At 72.5% G+C, this 20,295-nt stretch carries 12 protein-coding genes; 10 read left to right on the forward strand and 2 right to left on the reverse strand.

The genetic code is table 11. From position 1 onward, the window contains the following. Window positions 1-141: 141 nt before the first annotated feature. The 4 genes from dapF to hflX all read left to right on the forward strand — a co-directional run bounded on the left by dapF (window position 142) and on the right by hflX (window position 6,511). The gene (gene dapF, locus ACFYM0_RS16840; RefSeq protein WP_388501767.1) at window positions 142-1,017 is read left to right on the forward strand and encodes a diaminopimelate epimerase; all 876 of its coding nucleotides are present in this window, start codon (window positions 142-144) and stop codon (window positions 1,015-1,017) included. A 140-nt stretch (window positions 1,018-1,157) separates the two neighbouring features. Beyond that, the gene (locus ACFYM0_RS16845) at window positions 1,158-3,257 is read left to right on the forward strand and encodes a RelA/SpoT family protein (RefSeq protein WP_388501769.1); all 2,100 of its coding nucleotides are present in this window, start codon (window positions 1,158-1,160) and stop codon (window positions 3,255-3,257) included. 101 nt (window positions 3,258-3,358) lie between these two features. Beyond that, a complete protein-coding gene (locus ACFYM0_RS16850; RefSeq protein ID WP_388501772.1) occupies window positions 3,359-4,807 on the forward strand; it encodes a M1 family metallopeptidase in 1,449 nt (482 codons plus the stop codon). Between the two features lie 195 nt (window positions 4,808-5,002). After that, window positions 5,003-6,511, forward strand: a complete 1,509-nt coding sequence (hflX, locus tag ACFYM0_RS16855; protein WP_388501774.1) for a GTPase HflX — start codon at window positions 5,003-5,005, stop codon at window positions 6,509-6,511. Between the two features lie 71 nt (window positions 6,512-6,582). Here the strand turns inward: hflX and ACFYM0_RS16860 are convergent, their stop codons facing one another. Continuing rightward, entirely contained in the window at window positions 6,583-7,752 is a 1,170-nt protein-coding gene (locus ACFYM0_RS16860; protein ID WP_388501777.1) for a trypsin-like serine peptidase, read from the reverse strand. A gap of 447 nt (window positions 7,753-8,199) precedes the next feature. On the opposite strand from ACFYM0_RS16860, the gene ACFYM0_RS16865 reads away from it, so the two are divergent. From ACFYM0_RS16865 to ACFYM0_RS16885, 5 genes are all read left to right on the forward strand, one after another. Next, entirely contained in the window at window positions 8,200-9,489 is a 1,290-nt protein-coding gene (locus ACFYM0_RS16865; RefSeq protein ID WP_388502361.1) for a diaminobutyrate--2-oxoglutarate transaminase family protein, read from the forward strand. A 2,159-nt stretch (window positions 9,490-11,648) separates the two neighbouring features. Continuing rightward, window positions 11,649-13,529, forward strand: coding sequence for an IucA/IucC family protein (locus ACFYM0_RS16870; protein ID WP_388501780.1), 1,881 nt, complete (start codon window positions 11,649-11,651; stop codon window positions 13,527-13,529). A gap of 33 nt (window positions 13,530-13,562) precedes the next feature. Next, on the forward strand, window positions 13,563-14,264 hold the full coding sequence (locus ACFYM0_RS16875) for a GNAT family N-acetyltransferase (protein WP_388501783.1): 702 nt from the start codon (window positions 13,563-13,565) through the stop codon (window positions 14,262-14,264). A 117-nt stretch (window positions 14,265-14,381) separates the two neighbouring features. Beyond that, window positions 14,382-16,250, forward strand: coding sequence for an IucA/IucC family protein (locus tag ACFYM0_RS16880; protein WP_388501784.1), 1,869 nt, complete (start codon window positions 14,382-14,384; stop codon window positions 16,248-16,250). Window positions 16,251-16,302: 52 nt separating this feature from the next. Further along, the gene (locus ACFYM0_RS16885) at window positions 16,303-18,273 is read left to right on the forward strand and encodes an ATP-dependent DNA helicase (RefSeq protein ID WP_388501786.1); all 1,971 of its coding nucleotides are present in this window, start codon (window positions 16,303-16,305) and stop codon (window positions 18,271-18,273) included. Between the two features lie 158 nt (window positions 18,274-18,431). On the opposite strand, the gene lexA is transcribed toward ACFYM0_RS16885, so the two are convergent. Next, window positions 18,432-19,223, reverse strand: coding sequence for a transcriptional repressor LexA (gene lexA, locus ACFYM0_RS16890; protein ID WP_388501789.1), 792 nt, complete (start codon window positions 19,221-19,223; stop codon window positions 18,432-18,434). A gap of 477 nt (window positions 19,224-19,700) precedes the next feature. On the opposite strand from lexA, the gene nrdR reads away from it, so the two are divergent. Beyond that, a complete protein-coding gene (gene nrdR, locus ACFYM0_RS16895; protein WP_388501791.1) occupies window positions 19,701-20,213 on the forward strand; it encodes a transcriptional regulator NrdR in 513 nt (170 codons plus the stop codon). Window positions 20,214-20,295: the final 82 nt, after the last annotated feature.

Here is a 20,295-nt window from a genome sequence, read left to right on the forward strand (position 1 = left end):
AGTACACGGGCTTCCGCCCGGCACGCCGAGAGCACGCACCAGACGCCGCGAGGCCGCCCTTCGGGCGACGACGGGAGTTTGACGACAGGCCCTAGCCGCCCGGCCCGGCCGGGCCGGGCGTCGGCTCGGTACCATGGGCGGGTGACGCAGACCAGCCTCTCCTTCCTCAAGGGCCACGGCACCGAGAACGACTTCGTGATCGTCCCGGACCCGGACAACGCCATCGAGCTGACGCCCTCCGCCGTCGCGCGGCTCTGCGACCGGCGGGCCGGGATCGGGGCGGACGGCGTGCTGCACGTCGTGCGCTCCGCCGCGCACCCCGAGGCGGCGCACCTGGCCGGCGAGGCCGAGTGGTTCATGGACTACCGCAACAGCGACGGCTCCATCGCCGAGATGTGCGGCAACGGCGTCCGCGTCTTCGCCCGCTACCTCCAGCACGCGGGCCACGCGGAGCCGGGCGACCTGGCCGTCGCCACCCGCGGCGGAGTCAAGCGGGTGCACCTCGACAAGACCGGCGACGTGACCGTCTCCATGGGCCGTGCCGAGCTTCCCGAGGGCGAGGTCACCGTCTCCGTCGGGGCCCGTTCCTGGCCCGCGCGGAACGTCAACATGGGGAACCCGCACGCGGTGGCCTTCGTTGACAGCCTGGACGATGCCGGGAAGCTGCTGGACCCGCCCCCGTACAGCCCGGCGTCCGCCTACCCGACGGGTGTCAACGTCGAGTTCGTCGTCGACCGCGGCCCCCGGCACGTCGCCATGCGCGTGCACGAGCGCGGCTCCGGCGAGACCCGCTCCTGCGGCACCGGCGCCTGCGCGGTCGCCGTGGCCGCCATCCGCCGCGACGGCGCCGACCCGGCCGTCACCGGCGCGCCCGTCACGTACACCGTCGACCTGCCCGGCGGCACCCTGCGCATCACCGAGCACCCCGACGGGCGGATCGAGATGACCGGACCCGCCGTGATCGTGGCCGAGGGCGAGTTCGATCCCGCCTGGCTCACCGAAACGGCTTTCGCCTGAAGCTTCCCTCTAATGGGTGATCCATTTCACGCTGAGCGAGAGGTGGACTGCGCCACGTGGTGGGGTCGGTAGCATCAGGCACCGGCCCTGCGGGCGCACCCCATGCCCACCACCGCCGGTCGAAGCCGTCGGAGGTGCCCATGAGTGCAGAGGCCACGAACCCCGAAGCACGTCCCGAAGCGCTCCCCGAACTTCGCAGACGCGGCCGTACCAGGCTTGACCTGCGACGACTCGGACGCGCTGCGCTGCTCGGCCCCACGCCCCGGGACCGACTGCCGGACGCCATCGGCCATGTCGCCGAGGCGCACCGCGCCCACCACCCCGACGCGGATCTGTCGCTGCTGCGCCGCGCGTACCTGCTCGCGGAGACCTCGCACCGCGGCCAGATGCGCAAGAGCGGTGAGCCGTACATCACACATCCGCTCGCCGTGACGCTCATCCTGGCCGAACTGGGCGCCGAAACCACCACGTTGACGGCCTCGCTCCTCCACGACACCGTCGAGGACACCGACGTGACCCTCGATCAGGTCCGCGAGGAGTTCGGCGACGAGGTCTGCTTCATCGTCGACGGCGTCACCAAGGTCGAGAAGATCGACTACGGCGCCGCCGCCGAGCCCGAGACCTTCCGCAAGATGCTCGTCGCCACCGGCAACGACGTCCGCGTGATGTCCATCAAACTCGCCGACCGGCTGCACAACATGCGCACCCTCGGCGTGATGCGGCCCGAGAAACAGGCACGCATCGCCAAGGTCACCCGCGACGTCCTCATCCCGCTCGCCGAACGGCTCGGCGTGCAGGCCCTGAAGACCGAGCTGGAGGACCTCGTCTTCGCGATCCTGCACCCCGAGGAGTACGAGCACACCCGCGCCCTCATCGCGGCCCACGCGGGCGAGCGCGACCCGCTGCCCGCCATCGCCGACTCGGTACGGTCCGTCCTGCGCGACGCGGGCATCGCCGCCGAGGTGGTCGTACGGCCCCGGCACTTCGTCTCCGTCCACCGCATCTCCCTCAAGCGCGGGGAACTGCGCGGCTCCGACTTCGGCCGCCTGCTGGTCCTCGTGGGGGAGAACGCGGACTGCTATGCCGTGCTGGGGGAGCTGCACACCTGCTTCACCCCGGTCATCTCCGAGTTCAAGGACTTCATCGCCACCCCCAAGTTCAACCTCTACCAGTCCCTGCACACCGCCTTCGCCACGTCGGAGGGGCCCACCACCCAGGTCGCCGAGGTCATCGTGCGGACCCGGCAGATGCACCGGGTCGCGGAGGCGGGCGTGGTGGCGCTCGGCAATCCGTACACGGCCCCGCCGTCGGCGGAGCCGATCGCGGCGGCCGACTGCGACGAGGAGCGGGTGGACCCGACCCGGCCCGGCTGGCTGTCGCGGCTGCTCGACTGGCAGCAGTCGGCGCCCGACCCCGACACCTTCTGGGACGTCCTGCGCTCGGAGCTGGCGCAGGACCGGGAGATCACCGTGTTCCGCGCCGACGGGGGCACCCTGGGCCTGCCGGCCGGCGCCAGCTGTATCGACGCCGCCTACGCGCAGTACGGCGAGGCGGCCCACGGATGTATCGGCGCCCGGGTCAACGGGCGCCTGACCTCCCTGTCCTCCCGGCTCTCCGACGGGGACACCGTCCAGCTCCTGATCGCGCACGACGCCTCCTCGGGGCCCACCGCCGACTGGCTGGACCACGCCAAGACCCCGGCCGCCCGGATCGCCGTCAGCAGCTGGCTCGAGGCCCACCCCGACGGGGCCCGGCCCGCCGACGCAGCACCCAGGGCGCCGCTGTCGGTGATCGGCCTGCGCAGCGGCGGGGGCAACGCCGTCGCCGACCTGCCCGACGCCACCGTGCGGCTCGCCGGGTGCTGCACCCCGGTGCCCCCGGACGCCGTCGAGGGGTTCGTCGTACGGGGCGGGGCCGTCACCGTGCACCGGGTCCACTGCGCGACGGTGGCCCAGATGCGGGCCGTGGGGCGGACCCCCATCGCCGTGCACTGGCGGGCCACCGCGGACTGCCGGGTCACCCTGCTCGCCGAATCGTTCGGCCGCCCGCACCTGCTGGCCGATCTGACCGAGGCCATCGCCCGCGAGGGGGTCGAGGTGGTCTCCGCGACGGTGGAGCCGCCGGTCGAACAGCGGGTCCGGCACAGCTACACCCTGCAGCTGCCCGACGCGACGGGTCTCCCGGCGCTGATGCGGGCCATGCGGGACGTGCCCGGGGTCTACGACGTCAGCCGGGCGTAAGGGGTCCCGGGGAGGAGGCCACCAGCCCGCCCTACCCCTTTCGGGTGGAGCCGTCGCGCGCCGTTCGCGGGCGCGTGGCGGGCGCTGATAAGCGGTGGGGGATGCAGCTCACCTCCGCGCGCCTGCGCGCCGCCCTGCTCGCCGCGGCCTCCCTCACCCTCGTCGCCGCCGTTGTGCCCCCGCCCCGGGCGCTCGGCATCGGCGACCCGCTCTTCCCCGAACTCGGGAACCCCGGGTACGACGTCCTCTCGTACGACCTGTCCTTCGCGTACAAGGACAACAGCAGCCCTCTCGACGCGGTCACCGTCATCGACGCGCGCAGCCTCACCCGGCTCGAAACGGTCAACCTCGACTTCACCCACGGGAAAGTGGCCTCCGCAGAGGTCAACGGGGAACCCGCCGGCTTCGCGAGCATCGGCGAGGACCTCGTGCTGACCCCCGCCCGGCCGGTGGAGCCGGACCTGCCCCTCCACATCACCGTCCGGCACACGAGCGACCCGCGCGGCCGCGGCGACGGCGGCTGGGTGGTCACCGACGACGGGCTGGCGATGGCCAACCAGGCCGACGCCGCGCACCGGGTCTTCCCGTGCAACGACCACCCCGCCGACAAGGCGTACTTCACCTTCCGGGTGAGCGCCCCGGCCGGGATGACGGCCGTGGCCAACGGGGTGCCGGGCGCACTGCCGGCCCGCCGGGCGGGCGCCGCGACCACCTGGACGTACCGGACGCTGCACCCGATGGCCACCGAGCTCGCCCAGGTCTCGATCGGCGATTCGGCCGTGGTCCACCGCACCGGACCGCACGGGCTGCCGCTGCGCGACGTGGTCCCCGCGGCGGACCGGGAGCGGCTCGAGCCCTGGCTGAAGAAGACCGCCGGGCACATCGAGTGGATGGAGGCACGGATCGGCCGCTACCCCTTCGAGAACTACGGGGTGCTGATCGCGAAGGCCCGTACCGGCTTCGAGCTGGAGACGCAGACCCTGTCGCTGTTCGAGAGCGCACTGTTCGCGGGCAGCGGCGGCTACCCCGAGTGGTACGTGGAGTCCGTGATGGTCCACGAGCTGGCCCACCAGTGGTTCGGCGACAGCGTGAGCCCCCGCACCTGGTCCGACCTGTGGCTCAACGAGGGCCACGCCACCTGGTACGAAGCCCTGTACGCGGACGGCCTCGGCAAGTACTCCCTGGAGCGGCGGATGCGTGAGGCGTACCAGCGCTCCGACCAGTGGCGGGCGGCCGGCGGCCCCCCGGCCGCGCCCAAGCCGGCTGCACCGGGAGAGAAGATCGGGCTGTTCCGTCCGGCGGTCTACGACGGCGCCGCGCTGATCCTCTACGCGCTGCGGCAGGAGATCGGGGCCAAGGCCTTCGACCGGGTGGAGCGGCGCTGGGTGGGGGAGAACCGGGACGGGGTCGCGGGTACGGAGGACTTCGTGCGGCTGGCCTCGCAGGAGGCGGGCCGGGACCTCGGTGCGTTCCTGGAGCCCTGGCTGTACGGGAAGAAGACCCCTGCCATGCCGGGGCACCCGGAGTGGAGCGCCCCGAAAAGCGTGTGACGCGTGCGGAACGGGCATGCCACCATCGACGAGGCCGCTGCGCGGGGCACCACCGGGGAATCTCCGCGGTCCGGGGGAATCCCAGGGGAGTGTCACACGTTGGACGTGACAGTGTTATGTCACGCGCGGGAGTAGCTTTGGCCTTGGCTCCGCTTCGCCTGACGCGGACGCATTCGAAAACGACGTAAGGATCCAATGACCTCCTCTTCTTCCCCTTCCCAGGACGCGCGGGACGACGCACAGGGTGCGCCGGATCCGCAGAGCTTCACCGAGAGCCTTCGGGCCGACGCCCTGATGGAAGAGGACGTCGCCTGGAGCCACGAGATCGACGGAGAGCGGGACGGCGCCCAGTACGAGCGCTCCGAGCGCGCGGCCCTGCGCCGCGTGGTCGGTCTCTCCACCGAGCTCGAAGACGTCACCGAGGTCGAGTACCGCCAGCTCCGCCTGGAGCGGGTCGTCCTCGTGGGCGTCTGGACCTCCGGCACGGTGCAGGACGCGGACAACTCCCTCGCGGAGCTCGCCGCACTCGCCGAGACGGCCGGCGCGCTCGTACTCGACGGAGTGATCCAGCGCCGCGACAAGCCCGACCCGGCCACCTTCATCGGTTCCGGCAAGGCGCGCGAGCTGCGCGACATCGTGATGGAGAGCGGCGCCGACACCGTCGTCTGCGACGGTGAGCTCAGCCCCGGCCAGCTCATCGCCCTCGAAGACGTCGTCAAGGTGAAGGTGGTCGACCGGACCGCGCTCATCCTCGACATCTTCGCCCAGCACGCCAAGTCCCGAGAGGGCAAGGCGCAGGTCGCACTCGCGCAGATGCAGTACATGCTGCCGCGACTGCGCGGCTGGGGTGCCTCGCTGTCCCGGCAGATGGGTGGCGGCGGCGGTGGCGGCATGGCCACCCGCGGCCCCGGTGAGACCAAGATCGAGACCGACCGGCGCCGGATCCGCGAGAAGATGGCGAAGATGCGCCGGGAGATCGCGGAGATGAAGACCGGCCGCGACATCAAGCGGCAGGAACGGCGCCGCAACAAGGTGCCCTCGGTCGCCATCGCCGGATACACCAACGCGGGCAAGTCCTCGCTCCTCAACCGCCTCACGGGTGCGGGCGTCCTGGTGGAGAACTCGCTGTTCGCCACCCTCGACCCGACCGTCCGCCGGGCCGAGACCCCGTCCGGCCGGATCTACACCCTGGCCGACACGGTCGGCTTCGTCCGGCACCTGCCCCACCACCTCGTCGAGGCGTTCCGCTCCACGATGGAGGAGGTCGGCGACTCCGACCTCATCCTGCACATCGTGGACGGCTCGCATCCGGCGCCGGAGGAGCAGCTGGCGGCGGTCCGCGAGGTCATCCGCGAGGTCGGCGCCGTCAAGGTGCCCGAGATCGTGGTGATCAACAAGGCGGACGCGGCCGACCCGCTGGTGCTCCAGCGCCTGCTGCGGATCGAGAAGCGCTCCATCGCCGTCTCGGCGCGCACGGGTCAGGGCATCGAGGAACTCCTCGGGCTCATCGACGCCGAGCTGCCGCGGCCGGCGATCGAGATCGAGGCCGTCGTGCCCTACACGCGCGGCGGGCTCGTCGCCCGGGCGCATGCCGAGGGCGAGGTGATCTCCGAGGAGCACACGGCGGAGGGCACCCTGCTCAAGGCGCGGGTGCACGCGGAACTGGCGGCGGAGTTCGCTCCGTACGCCCTCGCGAAGCACTGACGGGTACCGAACGAACGACGGAGGGCCCCCGCAGCAGCGGGGGCCCTCCGTCGTGTGGTGTGCAGACGCGGTTACTTGAACTTGCCGCTCACGGCGTCGAAGACGCCCTTCGCCTCCGGCCCCAGCCGGGGCCCGGCCAGCCAGCCGGCCTTGGCGGGGCCGATGGAGGTGTTCGACACCAGCGCGGGCTTGCCGTCCCGGCCCGCCGCGACCCAGCCGCCGCCCGAGGAACCGCCGGTCATCGTGCAGCCGATGCGGTACATCGTGGGGTCGGTCGCGTTCAGCGACAGACGGCCCGGCTTGTCGGCGCACTGGAAGGTCTTCTGGCCGTCGAACGGAGCCGCCGCCGGGTAGCCGGTCGCCGTCATCTTCGCGATCTTGGGCGCGGCCGCGGCGTTGAACTCCACGGGGAGCGCCGTACCGACCGTCTCCTCCAGCGACTTGCCGCCGCCCTTCTCCGGGGTCACGTGCAGCACCGCGAAGTCGTACGGGGCACCCGCGCCGCCGGTCGGACCGCCGGTCGCGATCCACTGGTCCGAGGTCTGCGCCCAGTCGCTCCACCACACGCCGTACGGGGCCACTTCCTCGCGGGGCGCACCCTTGAGCGCGGCCGCGGACTTGCCCTTGTTGTTGTACGACGGGACGAAGGCGATGTTGCGGTACCAGCCGCCGGACTTGCCCGCGTGCACGCAGTGGCCGGCCGTCCAGACCATGTTGGACTTGCCGGGGTGCGCGGGGTCCTTGACCACGGTCGCCGAGCAGACCATCGAGCCCTCGGGACCGTCGAAGAACACCTTGCCGGAGGCGGGAACGCTCTGGTGGTAGGGCGCGGTCGCGGCCTTGGCCGCCACCGGAGCCGGGGTCGGGTCGGTGACGCCCTGGTCCTTGCCGGCGTCCGGGTCGACGGCCGGAGGCTGCGGAGTCTTGGCGGCGTCACGCATCCGGTCCGGGTCCCAGAGGTCCTCGATGATCGGGTTGATGTAGTCGCCCGCCTCGCGGAGCCAGTCCTCCTTCTTCCAGTTCTTCCACTCACCCCCCTTCCACTTCTCCAGGTCGATGCCGTGCTCCTTGAGCTTGTCCTTCAGCCCGTCCGGGATCTTCACCCCGTCCAGGCTGGTGGGCAGGCTCGCCGCCACGGTCGGCTTGGCGTCGGTCTCACCGTCGCCGGGCCCGCAGGCCGCGGCGGTCAGCGCGAGCGCGGCCGAGCACAGGATCGCGGTGACCGGTCGGATCGGTCGCATGTCGTGAAGCCCCCTGGATGGTTCTGGTTCGGGATGGTTCCGGTTCGGGACGGCGCCTGGGTGGGCGGGCGCCCGGGTTGCAGCACCCCACTATGCCGCTGCCGTGGGGGACGGCACAGCCCGGGGCGTCGGTTCCCCCCGGCCGGACAAGGATCTTGGGCCCACCCGTGATCCGTCGCCGCCACTGTCGTTGGTACGTACGGGGGATGGGGGAGCAGCGTGGGTGTTCGAAGCGCACCCCGGAAGGGCAACCGTGCGGGAGGAGCGACACTCGTGCCTTTGACGGCTTGGACGGGCGAGCAGGCCACGGCCGGGGCGGAGGTACCCGCGCAGGCGAACCGGGTTCCGGAGACAGGGTGGTTCGCGGATCCGGGCCCGGACGGGGCTCCGAGGTCCGATACGGCTCCGGGATCTGGTACGGCTCCGGGGCGGGCCGCGGGCGAGGGGATCCTGCGCAGGCAGGCACAACGGGAGTCCGCGGCGCGGACTTACGCGCGCTCCCTGCCCATCGTGCCCGTGCGTGCTCGGGGGTTGACCATCGAGGGCGCGGACGGACGCCGCTACCTCGACTGCCTCTCCGGTGCCGGAACCCTCGCCCTCGGCCACAACCACCCGGTGGTGCTCGAAGCCATCCGCGGGGTCCTCGACTCGGGAGCCCCGCTGCACGTGCTGGACCTCGCGACTCCGGTCAAGGACGCCTTCACCACCGAGCTGTTCGCGAGCCTGCCGGCGGAGCTGGCCGCGGACGCCCGCATCCAGTTCTGCGGACCGGCCGGGACGGACGCGGTGGAGGCCGCGCTCACCCTCGTCCGCACCGCGACCGGCCGGTCCGGGATGCTCGCCTTCACGGGGGCCTACCACGGCATGACCGCCGGAGCACTGGCCGTCTCCGGCGGCGCCACGGATGCCGGCGGCACCACGGACGTACGGGTGACCCGGCTGCCGTATCCACAGGACCGCCGCTGCCCCTTCGGAGTCGGCGGTGCCGAGGGAGCGGAACTGTCGGCCCGGTGGACGCGGAACCTGCTCGACGACCCCAAGAGCGGGGTGCCCGCGCCCGCCGGGATGATCCTCGAACCCGTCCAGGGAGAGGGCGGAGTCCACGCCGCCCCCGACGCCTGGCTGCGCAGCATGCGGGAGATCACGGCGGAGCGCGGGATCCCGCTGATCGCCGACGAGGTCCAGACGGGGGTCGGGCGCACCGGGGCCTTCTGGGGGGTCGACCACGCGGGGGTCGTCCCCGACGTGATGGTGCTCTCCAAAGCCATCGGGGGCAGCCTGCCGCTCGCGGTCATCGTGTACCGGGCGGAGCTGGACCAGTGGGCCCCCGGAGCCCACGCCGGCACCTTCCGCGGCAACCAGCTGGCCATGGCGGCGGGCACCGCGACGCTGGCCTACGTCAGGGAGAACGGCCTGGCGGAGCGTGCGCGGACCCTGGGCGCGCACATGCTCGCCGCGCTGCGCGGCCTGATCCCGTCCCATCCCTGCGTGGCGGACGTACGGGGCCGCGGGCTGATGATCGGCGTCGAACTGGCCGACCCCGACACCGGGGAAGCCTCCCCCGACCTCGCCGTGGCCGTCCGCCAGGCCTGTCTGGACCGGGGTCTCATCGTCGAACTCGGCGGCCGCCACGCCAGTGTCGTCCGCCTCCTCCCCCCGCTCACCCTGACCGACGAACAGGCCTCAGCCGTCCTCGACCGCCTCGCCGACGCCCTCTCCGCCGCTACCCGCCGCTAAGGACCCCGATGCCCGACCCCCTCCACCCCTCGTCTCCCCTCCCGCCCCCCGCCCCTGCGCACACCGACCCGCTCCACCCGACGACCTCCGTGGCCCCCACCCTCCCCCCGACCGCCTCGGCACACCCACCCGCCAACCCCGTACCACCGCCGCACCCTCAGCCCGCGGCCGCCCCACCGCCGCTGCTGCCCACCACTCCGCGACGGTCCGCGCCGTCTCCGGCCGAGTTCGCGCCGCCTATCAGTGCGCTGCCGTCGCCGGACTCGAGGCCCGCCCCCGCCCAGGCCCCCGCCCCCGCCCTGCCGCTGTCGACTGACCGGCTGGGCCCGCCGCTTCCCCAGGCCGTCCCTGCGCCACCCCCGCCGGCGCAAGCCGTTCCCTTCCGGCCGCCACTCGCTCCGGCTGCGTCGGCCCTTCCGGCACCGGTGCCCGCCGATCCACAGCCATCGGCGGATTCCTCGCCTGCACCCGCTTTGCCGGAGCCGGTGCCGCCCTCTGCCGATGGGCCGGCTTCGCCGCTTCCGCAGGCCGCCGCTGCGTTGCCCGCGCCGGTGTCTGCCGATCCGGTACGGTCCCTCCTTGCTTCGGCTGAGTCCGCGCAGCCGGTCCCGGTGTCCGCTGATGGGCCCGCTTCGCCGATTCCTCCGGCTGTTTCCGTGGCGTCGTCCCCGGCGTCCGTCGATCAGCCACGGTCTCCCCTTGCTGCGGCCGGGCCGCAGCCCGTGTCGATGTCCGCCGTTCCGCCCGTGAGGTCGGTGCCGGCCGTGGGCACGCCACCCTGCGCAGGGGTCGGTGCGGTCCCGTCTCCGGACGCCCCGGGCTCTCCCCCTGCCCGCGGGTACGGGGACACACCCTCCGTGCCCACTCCCGTCGGCCTCTCACCCCTGCCGACTCCGGAGGAGACGGGGCCCCGTTCAACGGCGTCCGTCCCTCCCCCCGGTGTCCCGGCCACCGTCGGGGCACCGCCGCCGGCGGCCGCCCAGGCCCCGGCCGCTGCGGCGGGGCACGGGCCCTCGCTCCGTTCGGCCGTCTCGACAGGCCTCCCGCAGCCGCCGGCCCCCGCACCCGGGACCCGACCCGTCGCCGAGCGCACGCCGGCACCGTCTCCCGCCGCCCCGGCCACACCTACTCCGCCGCCGGACCCGGCCTTCGGCGCCGCGCCTACGCCGCCGTCGACCCCGGCCCCCGGTGACCGCCCCTCTCCGCCCTTGGCGGCCTCCACCGGGCACCCGCCGCCCCGGCGTGGGAAGGCCTTCGGTACCGAGCCCCCGGCTCCCGCTCCGAGCCCGAGCCCGACTCCGGCCGTCGCACTGGGGGCCCCGGACGGGCCGGTTCCAGTCAGCGCCGCCTCGGCCGCGACGGCTGCGCCCGCGCGCCCCATCCCCTCAGTCTCCCTCGACGGCAGGCCGAGCCCGTCACCGTCCGTTGCTACGGCCCGACCCGAGCAGCCCGGTCCGGCTCCGGCCACCGATCCTCCGCCCGGCGCCACCGCGTGGCAGCCGCCACCCGCTCCAGCGGAACGTTCCCCCCAACTCCCCTTCGCGCCGACCGGGCCCAGCGGGCCTTCCCCCACCCCGACCGCATGGCCGCCACTGCTCGCTCCCGCGGGCAATGCCCCCCGCCCCGCCACCGACCCCGCCGAGTCAGTGGGCCCTTCGCCCACCCCGACCGCGTGGCCGCCACTGCTCGCTCCCGCGGACAGCGCCCCCCGGCCCACCCCCAACCCGGCTGTCTCGGCGGACCCTTCACCCGCCCTCACCGCGTGGCCGCCGGTGGCCGGTGCCGTGGCGTGGTCCGGGGTACCGGCTGCCGGTGAGGCCTCAGGCAGTGCGCCTTCGCCCGTTGCTCTGCGACCGGCTTCCGGGGCTGCGGCCGACTCCGGTCCGGGAAGCCGGGCAGGGGGTCCGAGGGCCGAGGGTTCCGCGGAGTCTCGGGGAGCCCAGCCCGGCCCGGGCCCGGGCCCCGTCTCGTCGGGCGGATCGGCGCCGCCCGGCCCGGGGCGTTCGGGGGAGCCGGACTCGGGGGGACAGGGCAAGGCCGCTCCGAAGGGACCCTCCGCGGCGGACCCGCGACTTGGCGCAGCCGAACCGGGGGAGCGGGCCGCAGCATCCGCGCCGCCGGGGGACGGCTCTACCGGTCCGGCCTTTGCGTTCCCCGGCATGCCGCCCGCGGGGATGCCCTGGCCGGCGGCCGAGCCGCAGGCACCCGCCGCGGTGCCGCGGCAGCAGGACGGCACCGTCCGTCCCCGCGCGGGAGCGGCGGACCCGTTGGACCACCCCGACCCCAGAGTCGCCGCCGAGGCCGCCTCGGTGGAGAACCTGCTGCGCTGCTGGGTCCGCGAGACCGGACTCGAACAGCCCGTCGGCCCCGTCCTGCGCATCCCCCTTCCCGCATCCGGCGCCGCCCTGCTCGTCGCCGTCCGCTACTGGTCCGCGGCCGGCTGGCACCGCTTCGGTCCGGCCCGGTTCGCAGGCGTCCCGGCCGACGCCCCCGCCCTGGACGCGGTCACCCTCGCGGCGCTGATCTCCCGCGAAGGAGGCGGCCCCGGAACCGGAGCCCAGAGCGAAGGTGCCCACACCGCCGGTGTCCACGGCGACAGCGCCCCCGGAGCCGGCGACCTGGTCGGGCGGGTCGCCGATTCGGTGCGCCACACGGCCGAGTTCATCACCGACCGCCGTCAACGCCCGGCCGCACCCGCCCCCGTCGGCGCGGACCGGTTCCTCACCGCCGAACAGTCCCTCCTCCTCGGCCACCCGCTGCACCCGACCCCGAAGAGCCGCGAAGGCCTCTCCGAAGCCGAAGTGCGCCGCTACTCACCCGAACTCCATGGCTCCTTCCCCCTGCACTGGGTGGCGGTCGAACCCGCCGCCCTCGCCACCGACTCCGCCTGGACCGAACGCGGCCGCCCGGTCTCCGCCGGCCGCCTGCTGGGCCGCCTCGCCCCCGGCCTCCCGGTTCCCGACGGCGCCACCCCCCTTCCCCTTCACCCCTGGCAGGCCCGCGACCTGCTCCAGCGCCCCGCGGTAGCCGCCCTCCGCGACGCGGGACTCCTGCACGACCTGGGCCCGTACGGCGCCCCCTGGTATCCGACCTCCTCCATCCGCACCGTCCATCAGCCCGGCGCTCCCGCGATGCTCAAGCTCTCCCTGGGCCTGCGCATCACCAACTCCCGTCGCGAGAACCTCCGCAAGGAACTCCATCGCGGTATCGAGGTGCACCGACTGCTCCGCACCGGACTCGCCGAGCGGTGGCAGGCCGCCCACCCGGGCTTCGACATCGTCCGCGATCCCGCCTGGGTCGCCGTCGACGCCCCGGACGGCACTCCCGTCCCCGGACTCGACGTCCTGCTGCGTCACAACCCCTTCCGACCGGGCGACGACGCCCTCTGCGTCGCCGCACTCACCTCACCCCGCCCGTGGCCAGGGCGGACCACCACGAGCTCCCGCCTGGCCGAGACCGTCTCGCGCCTCGCCGCCACCACCGGGCGGACGACCTCCGCCGTCGCTGCCGAGTGGTTCCTGCGCTACCTCGAACACGTGGTCCTGCCGGTCCTCGCCTTCGACGCGCTCGCCGGCATCGCCCTCGAAGCGCACCAGCAGAACACGCTGGTCCTCCTCGACCCGGCCGGCTGGCCGGTCGGCGGCCGCTACCGCGACAACCAGGGCTACTACTTCCGCGCCTCCCGCCGCACGGAACTGGAGCGCCGGCTCCCCGGAATCGGCGCCACGAGCGACACCTTCGTCTCGGACGCCGTCACCGACGAACGCTTCGCCTACTACCTCGGCATCAACAACGTGCTCGGTCTCATCGGGGCCTTCGGATCCCAGCGGCTCGCCGACGAGCGTGTCCTGCTGGCAGCCTTCCGCCGGTTCCTCGGCAAGGCCAAGGGCCTCGGCCCGCTCCCCGAGAGGCTTCTCGACTCGCCCACCCTGCGCTGCAAGGCGAATCTCCTCACCCGCCTCGGAGGCCTGGACGAGCTCGTCGGTCCCGTCGACACCCAGTCCGTCTACGTCACCATCGCCAACCCCCTCCACGATTGACGCGTCAGCACAGAAAACGGAGAAGAGCCACCGATGACCTCGACCGACTTCCACACCGGCGTGCTCCTCACCGATGTGCTCCGCCCCGGTATGCGTCGCCCCGATGTGCTCCGCACCCCCGCGCCGCGTCTCAGCGCCGAGTCGCTGCCCCAGCTGGCCGAGGCAGATCTCCTCGACTCCCCGGCCGCCTGGGGCGGCGTCACGACGCGGTCCGGCTTCTTCCGCCTCGAACCCGTGCGGCTCGCCCGCGACCTGGATCTGCTCACCGGCTGGATGAACGACCCTCAGGTGGACGCCTATTGGGAACTCGCCGGCCCGGCCGCCGTCACCGCCGCCCACGTTTGGGCGCAACGGGACGGGGACAGCCGCAGCATCCCGTGCCTCGGCCTCCTCGACGGCACGCCGATGAGCTACTGGGAGATCTACCGGGCCGACCTCGACCCGCTCTCCGCGCACTATCCGGCGCGACCCCACGACACGGGTATCCACCTGCTCATCGGAGACGGCACGAACCGTGGCCGGGGTCTGGGCACCACACTCCTGCGCGCCGTCGCCGACCTGGTGCTCGACAACCGCCCACGCTGCATGCGTGTCATCGCCGAACCGGACATCCGCAACACCCCCTCCGTATCAGCCTTCCTGAACTCCGGCTTCCGCTGTCCCGCCGAGATCGAACTGCCCGGCAAACGAGCCGCCCTGATGATCCGCGAGCGGGCGCTGCGCAATCTCCTCTGATTGCCGCCCCGCACTCCCCGTACATCCGGGCCGTTCCCGTACATCCCTTCACTTCCCGTACATCTCACCTCGAAAACTCTGCGCCACACAGCAAAGTTCCCGATCCTGAGGAGTCCCGTGCAGAATTTCTCCGCAGCCCCCGACTCCCCAGGCCCCCACTTCCCGCACACCGTGCCCCCGTCGCCCCAGCACCCGTGCACGCCACCCGAACTGAACCGCCCGACCTGGGATTTCGCCGCCCGCCGCCTGCTCGCCAAGATGCTCGGCGAGTTCGCGTACGAGGAGATCATCACCCCGGTCCCCGCCCCGGCGGCCTCCGGCGACGCCTGGACGCTGACCCTCGACGACGGCAGCAGCCTCGGCTTCCGGGCCCGCCGCCGCTCATACGGCAGCTGGCACGTCACACCCGACACGATCACCCTCACCCCGCAGCCCGCCGAAGCCGGGTCGCCGACCGCCTTCGGGGACCCGTACGCCTTCCTCATCCGCGCACGCACGCTCCTCGGCCTCGACGGCGCCACCTTCGGCCACCTCGTCCGCGAGCTCAGCGCCACCCTCGCTGCCGACGCCCGCATCGACCACACCGCGCTCACCGCGGACGTCCTCGCCGATCTCGACTACGCGGCCCTCGAAGGCCACCAGACCGGTCACCCCTGGCTCGTCCTCAACAAGGGGCGGATCGGACTCTCCGCCTCCGACACCGCCGCGTGGGCGCCCGAGGCCCGCACCGCCCAGCGTCTGCCCTGGCTCGCCGCGCACAGTTCCCTCGCGCACTACCGCGGCACCGCCGGCCTGGAAGACCCCGCGCGCCTCTACTCCGCCGAGCTCGACCCCGTCACCCGCGCCCTCTTCGACCGGACCCTGCGCGACCGCGGTCTCGACCCGCTCGGCTACCTCTACCTCCCCGTCCACCCCTGGCAGTGGGACGAGGTCCTCCTGCCCCTCTTCGCGCCGGCCCTCGCCGCGGGCACCCTGGTCCCGCTCCCCGCCGACCCCGACCTCCGTCTCCCCCAGCAGTCGATCCGCACCTTCCTCAACCTCACCCGCCCCGACCGCCACAGCGTCAAACTGCCGCTCTCCGTCTTCAACACGATGGTCTGGCGCGGCCTGCCCTCGGACCTGGCCCTCGCGGCGCCCGCCGTCACCGCCTGGATCCATTCCCTGCGCGACGACGACCCCTTCCTGCGCGAGGAATGCGGGGTGATCCTGCTCGGCGAGGTCGCCTCCGTCACGGTCCGCCACCCCGTCTACGACGCGCTCCCCGAAGTCCCGTACCAGTACAAGGAGCTCCTCGGCGCGATCTGGCGCGAGCCGCTGACCGGACACCTCGCCGCCGGGGAGCGGGCCCGCACCCTCTCCTCACTCCTGCACACCGATCCCCGTGGCCGGTCCTTCACCGCCGAGCTCGTCGCCCGCTCCGGCCTGACCCCCACGGTCTGGCTCCAGCGCCTCTTCGCCGCCCTGCTGCCTCCGCTGCTCCGCTTCCTCTACCGCTACGGCACCGTGTTCTCCCCGCACGGCGAGAACGCCGTCGTGATCTTCGACGAGCACGACGTCCCGGTCCGGCTCGCGATCAAGGACTTCGTGGACGACGTCAACGTCAGCGCCGAACCGCTGCCCGAGCTGGCGTCCATGCCCGACGAGGTCCGTGCCGTCCTGCCCGCCGAGCCCGCGGACTTCCTGCCCCAGTTCATCCACTCCGGGCTCTTCGTCGGCGTCTTCCGCTACCTCTCCGCACTCTGTGAGGACGGGCTCGGGGTTCCGGAAGACACGTTCTGGTCCCTCGTGCGGGCGGAGATCCTCCGCCACCAGGCCCGATTCCCGGAGCTCAAGGAGCGCTACGAGCTCTTCGACCTCCTCGGCGAACGCATCGTGAGGCTCTGTCTCAACAGGAACCGTCTCTACGAGGACGGCTACCGCGACCGGCCCGACCGCCCCAACGCCGTGCGGTTCGGGACCGTACCGAACCCCCTCCACCGGTCATGACCGCTCGCCGGTGCGGTCACTGTCGGCGGGGCCCCGTAGGGTTGGCACTGCTATGACGAAGCCCTCCCTCCCCGACCTGCTGCACGCCGCCGTCTCCGCCGTCGGCGGCACGGAGCGCCCCGGCCAGGTGGCCATGGCCGAAGCCGTCGCCGAAGCGATCGACGACAACTCCCACCGCCTCATCCAGGCCGGTACCGGCACGGGTAAGTCCCTGGGCTACCTGGTGCCGGCCCTCGCGCACGGCGAGCGCGTGGTCGTGGCCACGGCGACGCTGGCCCTCCAGCGCCAGCTCGTCGAGCGCGACCTGCCCCGGACGGTGGAGGCACTGCATCCGCAGCTCCGCCGCCGCCCGCAGTTCGCCATGCTCAAGGGCCGCTCCAACTACCTGTGTCTGCACCGGCTGCACGAGGGCGCACCGCAGGACGAGGAGGAGGGCCTCTTCGACCAGTTCGAGGCGGCCACCCCGACCAGCAAACTGGGGCAGGACCTGCTGCGGCTGCGCGACTGGGCGGACGAGACCGAGACGGGTGACCGCGACGACCTCACCCCGGGTGTCTCCGACAAGGCCTGGGCGCAGATCTCCGTCTCCTCCCGCGAATGCCTGGGCGCCACGAAGTGCGCGTACGGCGCGGAGTGCTTCGCCGAGGCCGCCCGCGAGCGGGCCAAGCTCGCGGACGTGGTCGTCACCAACCACGCTCTCCTCGCCATCGACGCGATCGAAGGCGCCCCGGTGCTCCCGCAGCACGAGGTGCTGATCGTCGACGAGGCCCACGAGCTGGTGTCCCGGGTGACCGGGGTCGCCACGGGAGAGCTCACCCCCGGCCAGGTCAACCGTGCCGTGAAGCGTGCGGCCAAGCTGGTCGACGAGAAGACGGCCGACTCCCTGCAGACCGCGTCCGAGACCTTCGAGCGGGTCATGGAGCTGGCCCTCCCCGGCCGGCTGGAGGAGATCCCCGAGGACCTCGGCTACGCGCTGATGGCCCTGCGGGACGCCTCGCGCACCGTGATCTCGGCGATCGGCAACACGCGCGACAAGTCCGTCCACGACGAGGACGCCGTCCGCAAACAGGCGCTGGCCGCGGTGGAGAGCGTGCACGGGGTGGCGGAGCGAATCGTGGCCGGCTCCGAGTACGACGTGGTCTGGTACGAACGCCACGACCGGTTCGGTGCCACCCTCAGGGTTGCTCCGCTCTCGGTGTCCGGCCTGCTGCGCGACAAGCTGTTCGCGGACCGTTCCGTGGTCCTGACCTCGGCGACCCTGAAGCTCGGCGGCGACTTCAACGGGGTCGCGGCGTCGATGGGCCTGTCCCCGGAGGGCGTCGAGGGTGAGGACGTGCCCCAGTGGAAGGGCCTCGACGTCGGCTCGCCCTTCGACTATCCCAAGCAGGGCATCCTCTACGTCGCCAAGCACCTGGCCACCCCCGGCCGCGAGGGCACCCGCGGCGACATGATGGACGAGCTCGCGGAGCTGATCGAGGCGGCGGGCGGCCGCACCCTCGGACTGTTCTCCTCCATGCGCGGGGCGAAGGCCGCCGCCGAGGAACTGCGCGGACGGCTCGAGAACCCGATCCTGCTCCAGGGCGAGGAGACGCTCGGTGAGCTGATCAAGGCCTTCGCCGCCGACCCGAAGACCTGCCTGTTCGGGACCCTGTCGCTGTGGCAGGGCGTGGACGTTCCGGGGCCCAGCTGCCAGCTGGTGATCATGGACAGGATTCCGTTCCCGCGTCCCGACGACCCGCTGATGAGCGCCCGGCAGAAGGCGGTCGAGGAGCGCGGCGGGAACGGCTTCATGTCCGTCGCGGCGACGCACGCGGCCCTGCTCATGGCCCAGGGGGCGGGCCGTCTCGTACGCGCCACCGGAGACAAGGGCGTCGTAGCGGTCCTGGACCCCCGGCTGGCCACGGCCCGGTACGGGAGCTTCCTGCGGGCCACACTGCCGGACTTCTGGTACACCACGGACCGCAATCAGGTCCGTCGCTCGCTCGCCGCCATCGACGCGGCCGCCCAGGCCGACGGGACGTAGTTACGGGAGCACGAGCGGCGACCATCAGTTGGGCAACCCAATCGTCGAGCAACCACGTCCGCGAGAGCGGCGGCGGTTTGGCCGCAAAGACAGGGGAGACACAAAGCAGCTCCGGGACCGGCGCAGGAGGTCCCGGAGCTGGATGGGGGCGCAGGCGGTCAGAGCCGGCGCAGTACGGCCACGACCTTGCCGAGGATGGTGGCCTCGTCACCGGGGATCGGCTGGTAGGCGGCGTTGTGCGGGAGCAGCCAGACATGGCCGTCCTCCCGCTTGAAGCGCTTGACCGTGGCCTCGCCGTCGAGCATGGCGGCGACGATGTCGCCGTTCTCCGCGACGGGCTGGCGACGGACCGTGACCCAGTCGCCGTCACAGATCGCGGCCTCGACCATCGAGTCGCCGACGACCTTGAGGCAGAACAGTTCGCCGTCGCCGACGAGCTGGCGGGGGAGGGGGAACACGTCCTCCACCGACTCCTCGGCGAGGATCGGGCCACCGGCCGCGATCCGGCCGACCAGGGGCACGTACGAGGCCGCGGGCTTGCCCGTGGTGTCCGTGGGCTGCGAGCTGGGCTGGTCGGATCCGCGCACCTCGTACGCCCGGGGGCGGTGGGGGTCGCGGCGCAGGAAGCCCTTGCGCTCCAGAGCCATCAGCTGGTGCGCGACCGAGGAGGTGCTGGACAGGCCGACCGCCTGGCCGATCTCCCGCATCGACGGCGGGTAGCCGCGACGCTGCACCGAGTCGCGGATGACCTCGATGACCCTCCGCTGCCGGTCCGTGAGCCCGGAGCTGTCGGCGCGGATGCCTGGAGGCCGCCCTGGCAGCGAGCGTGCGGGGCGTGCGGGCTCCGCCTCCGGGTTCAGACTTGCGTCATTCATGGCATGCACCGGCTCAAGTCGGCTCTGGGAGCGGTTCTGGGCAGTGATGGTGGCACTGTCTGCGGTGGTGGTCACGTCGGCCCCTCTCGAAATGTTCTCCCTAGCTGGACAACGGTAGTTGCTTTCGAAAGGTTGCGCCAAACACACGTTCGAGTGAAAAATCGGAGATCACCCACCGTGTTCACTTCGTGAGGTGTATATGCCGCCAGTGGGCTGTCCGGACCGAACGGGGGTTCGGCTGCGGAACCACTGCTTACGGTACCCTTCCGGGTCGGGTCGCCACCGTCCGGGTCTGCGCTCAGTTTGGCACCGAGAGGCCTGTTATCCGGCCATCGGACGCCGCGACACGCGGAGCGGTGTAAATCCACCACAACCCAAGATCTAGTGGTTGGATGAGCGCTGCCACCCAGAAGTTGTGGTCCTCGGTCTGCCGGGGTCCCCGACATCGCATATGCTTGTGGCTGCTTCGAGAGCCTCCTGCAGAGCTTCGACTCTGCCGTTCAGGAGTCTCGCGAGGTGATTCAGTCGTGCCAAGAGGAGGGTGAGGGAACCATGCACTGCCCCTTCTGCAGGCACCCCGACAGCCGTGTCGTCGACAGTCGCACCACCGACGACGGCACGTCGATCCGCCGGCGCCGCCAGTGCCCCGACTGCTCCCGTCGCTTCACGACGGTGGAGACGGCCTCGCTGATGGTGATCAAGCGCAGCGGGGTGACCGAACCCTTCAGCCGTACCAAGGTCATCTCCGGCGTGCGCAAGGCGTGCCAGGGGCGGCCGGTCACCGAGGACGCCCTCGCCAAACTCGGCCAGCGGGTCGAGGAGGCGCTGCGCGCCACCGGAAGCGCCGAGCTGACCACCCACGACGTGGGCCTGGCCATACTCGGCCCCTTGCAGGAGCTCGATCTGGTCGCGTACCTCCGGTTCGCGTCCGTTTACAAGGCGTTCGACACACTCGAAGACTTCGAGACCGCCATCGCGGAACTCCGCGTGCCGCGGCCTCACCCCGAAGAGTGCGAGCCCGGTGGGACCGTTCCGGTCCCCGTGCCCGCCTCCGCCGCCGACTGACCGGAGGGTCCGTTCCGCGCCGTACGTGCGTCGTGGAACGGCCGGTGGGTCAGGCGAAGAAGACGTAGATACAAGACACACA

This window comes from Streptomyces sp. NPDC006487, from assembly GCF_042870555.1.
Classification (GTDB): Bacteria; Actinomycetota; Actinomycetes; order Streptomycetales; family Streptomycetaceae; genus Streptomyces.

Bases quoted from the DNA above. Each gene is read 5' to 3' on its own strand.
- ACFYM0_RS16845 (WP_388501769.1), top strand. From the start codon at position 1,158: ATGAGTGCAGAGGCCACGAACCCCGAAGCACGTCCCGAAGCGCTCCCC.
- ACFYM0_RS16850 (WP_388501772.1), top strand. From the start codon at position 3,359: ATGCAGCTCACCTCCGCGCGCCTGCGCGCCGCCCTGCTCGCCGCGGCC.
- hflX (WP_388501774.1), top strand. From the start codon at position 5,003: ATGACCTCCTCTTCTTCCCCTTCCCAGGACGCGCGGGACGACGCACAG.
- ACFYM0_RS16860 (WP_388501777.1), bottom strand. From the start codon at position 7,752: ATGCGACCGATCCGACCGGTCACCGCGATCCTGTGCTCGGCCGCGCTC.
- ACFYM0_RS16870 (WP_388501780.1), top strand. From the start codon at position 11,649: ATGCCGCCCGCGGGGATGCCCTGGCCGGCGGCCGAGCCGCAGGCACCC.
- ACFYM0_RS16875 (WP_388501783.1), top strand. From the start codon at position 13,563: ATGACCTCGACCGACTTCCACACCGGCGTGCTCCTCACCGATGTGCTC.
- ACFYM0_RS16885 (WP_388501786.1), top strand. From the start codon at position 16,303: ATGACGAAGCCCTCCCTCCCCGACCTGCTGCACGCCGCCGTCTCCGCC.
- nrdR (WP_388501791.1), top strand. From the start codon at position 19,701: ATGCACTGCCCCTTCTGCAGGCACCCCGACAGCCGTGTCGTCGACAGT.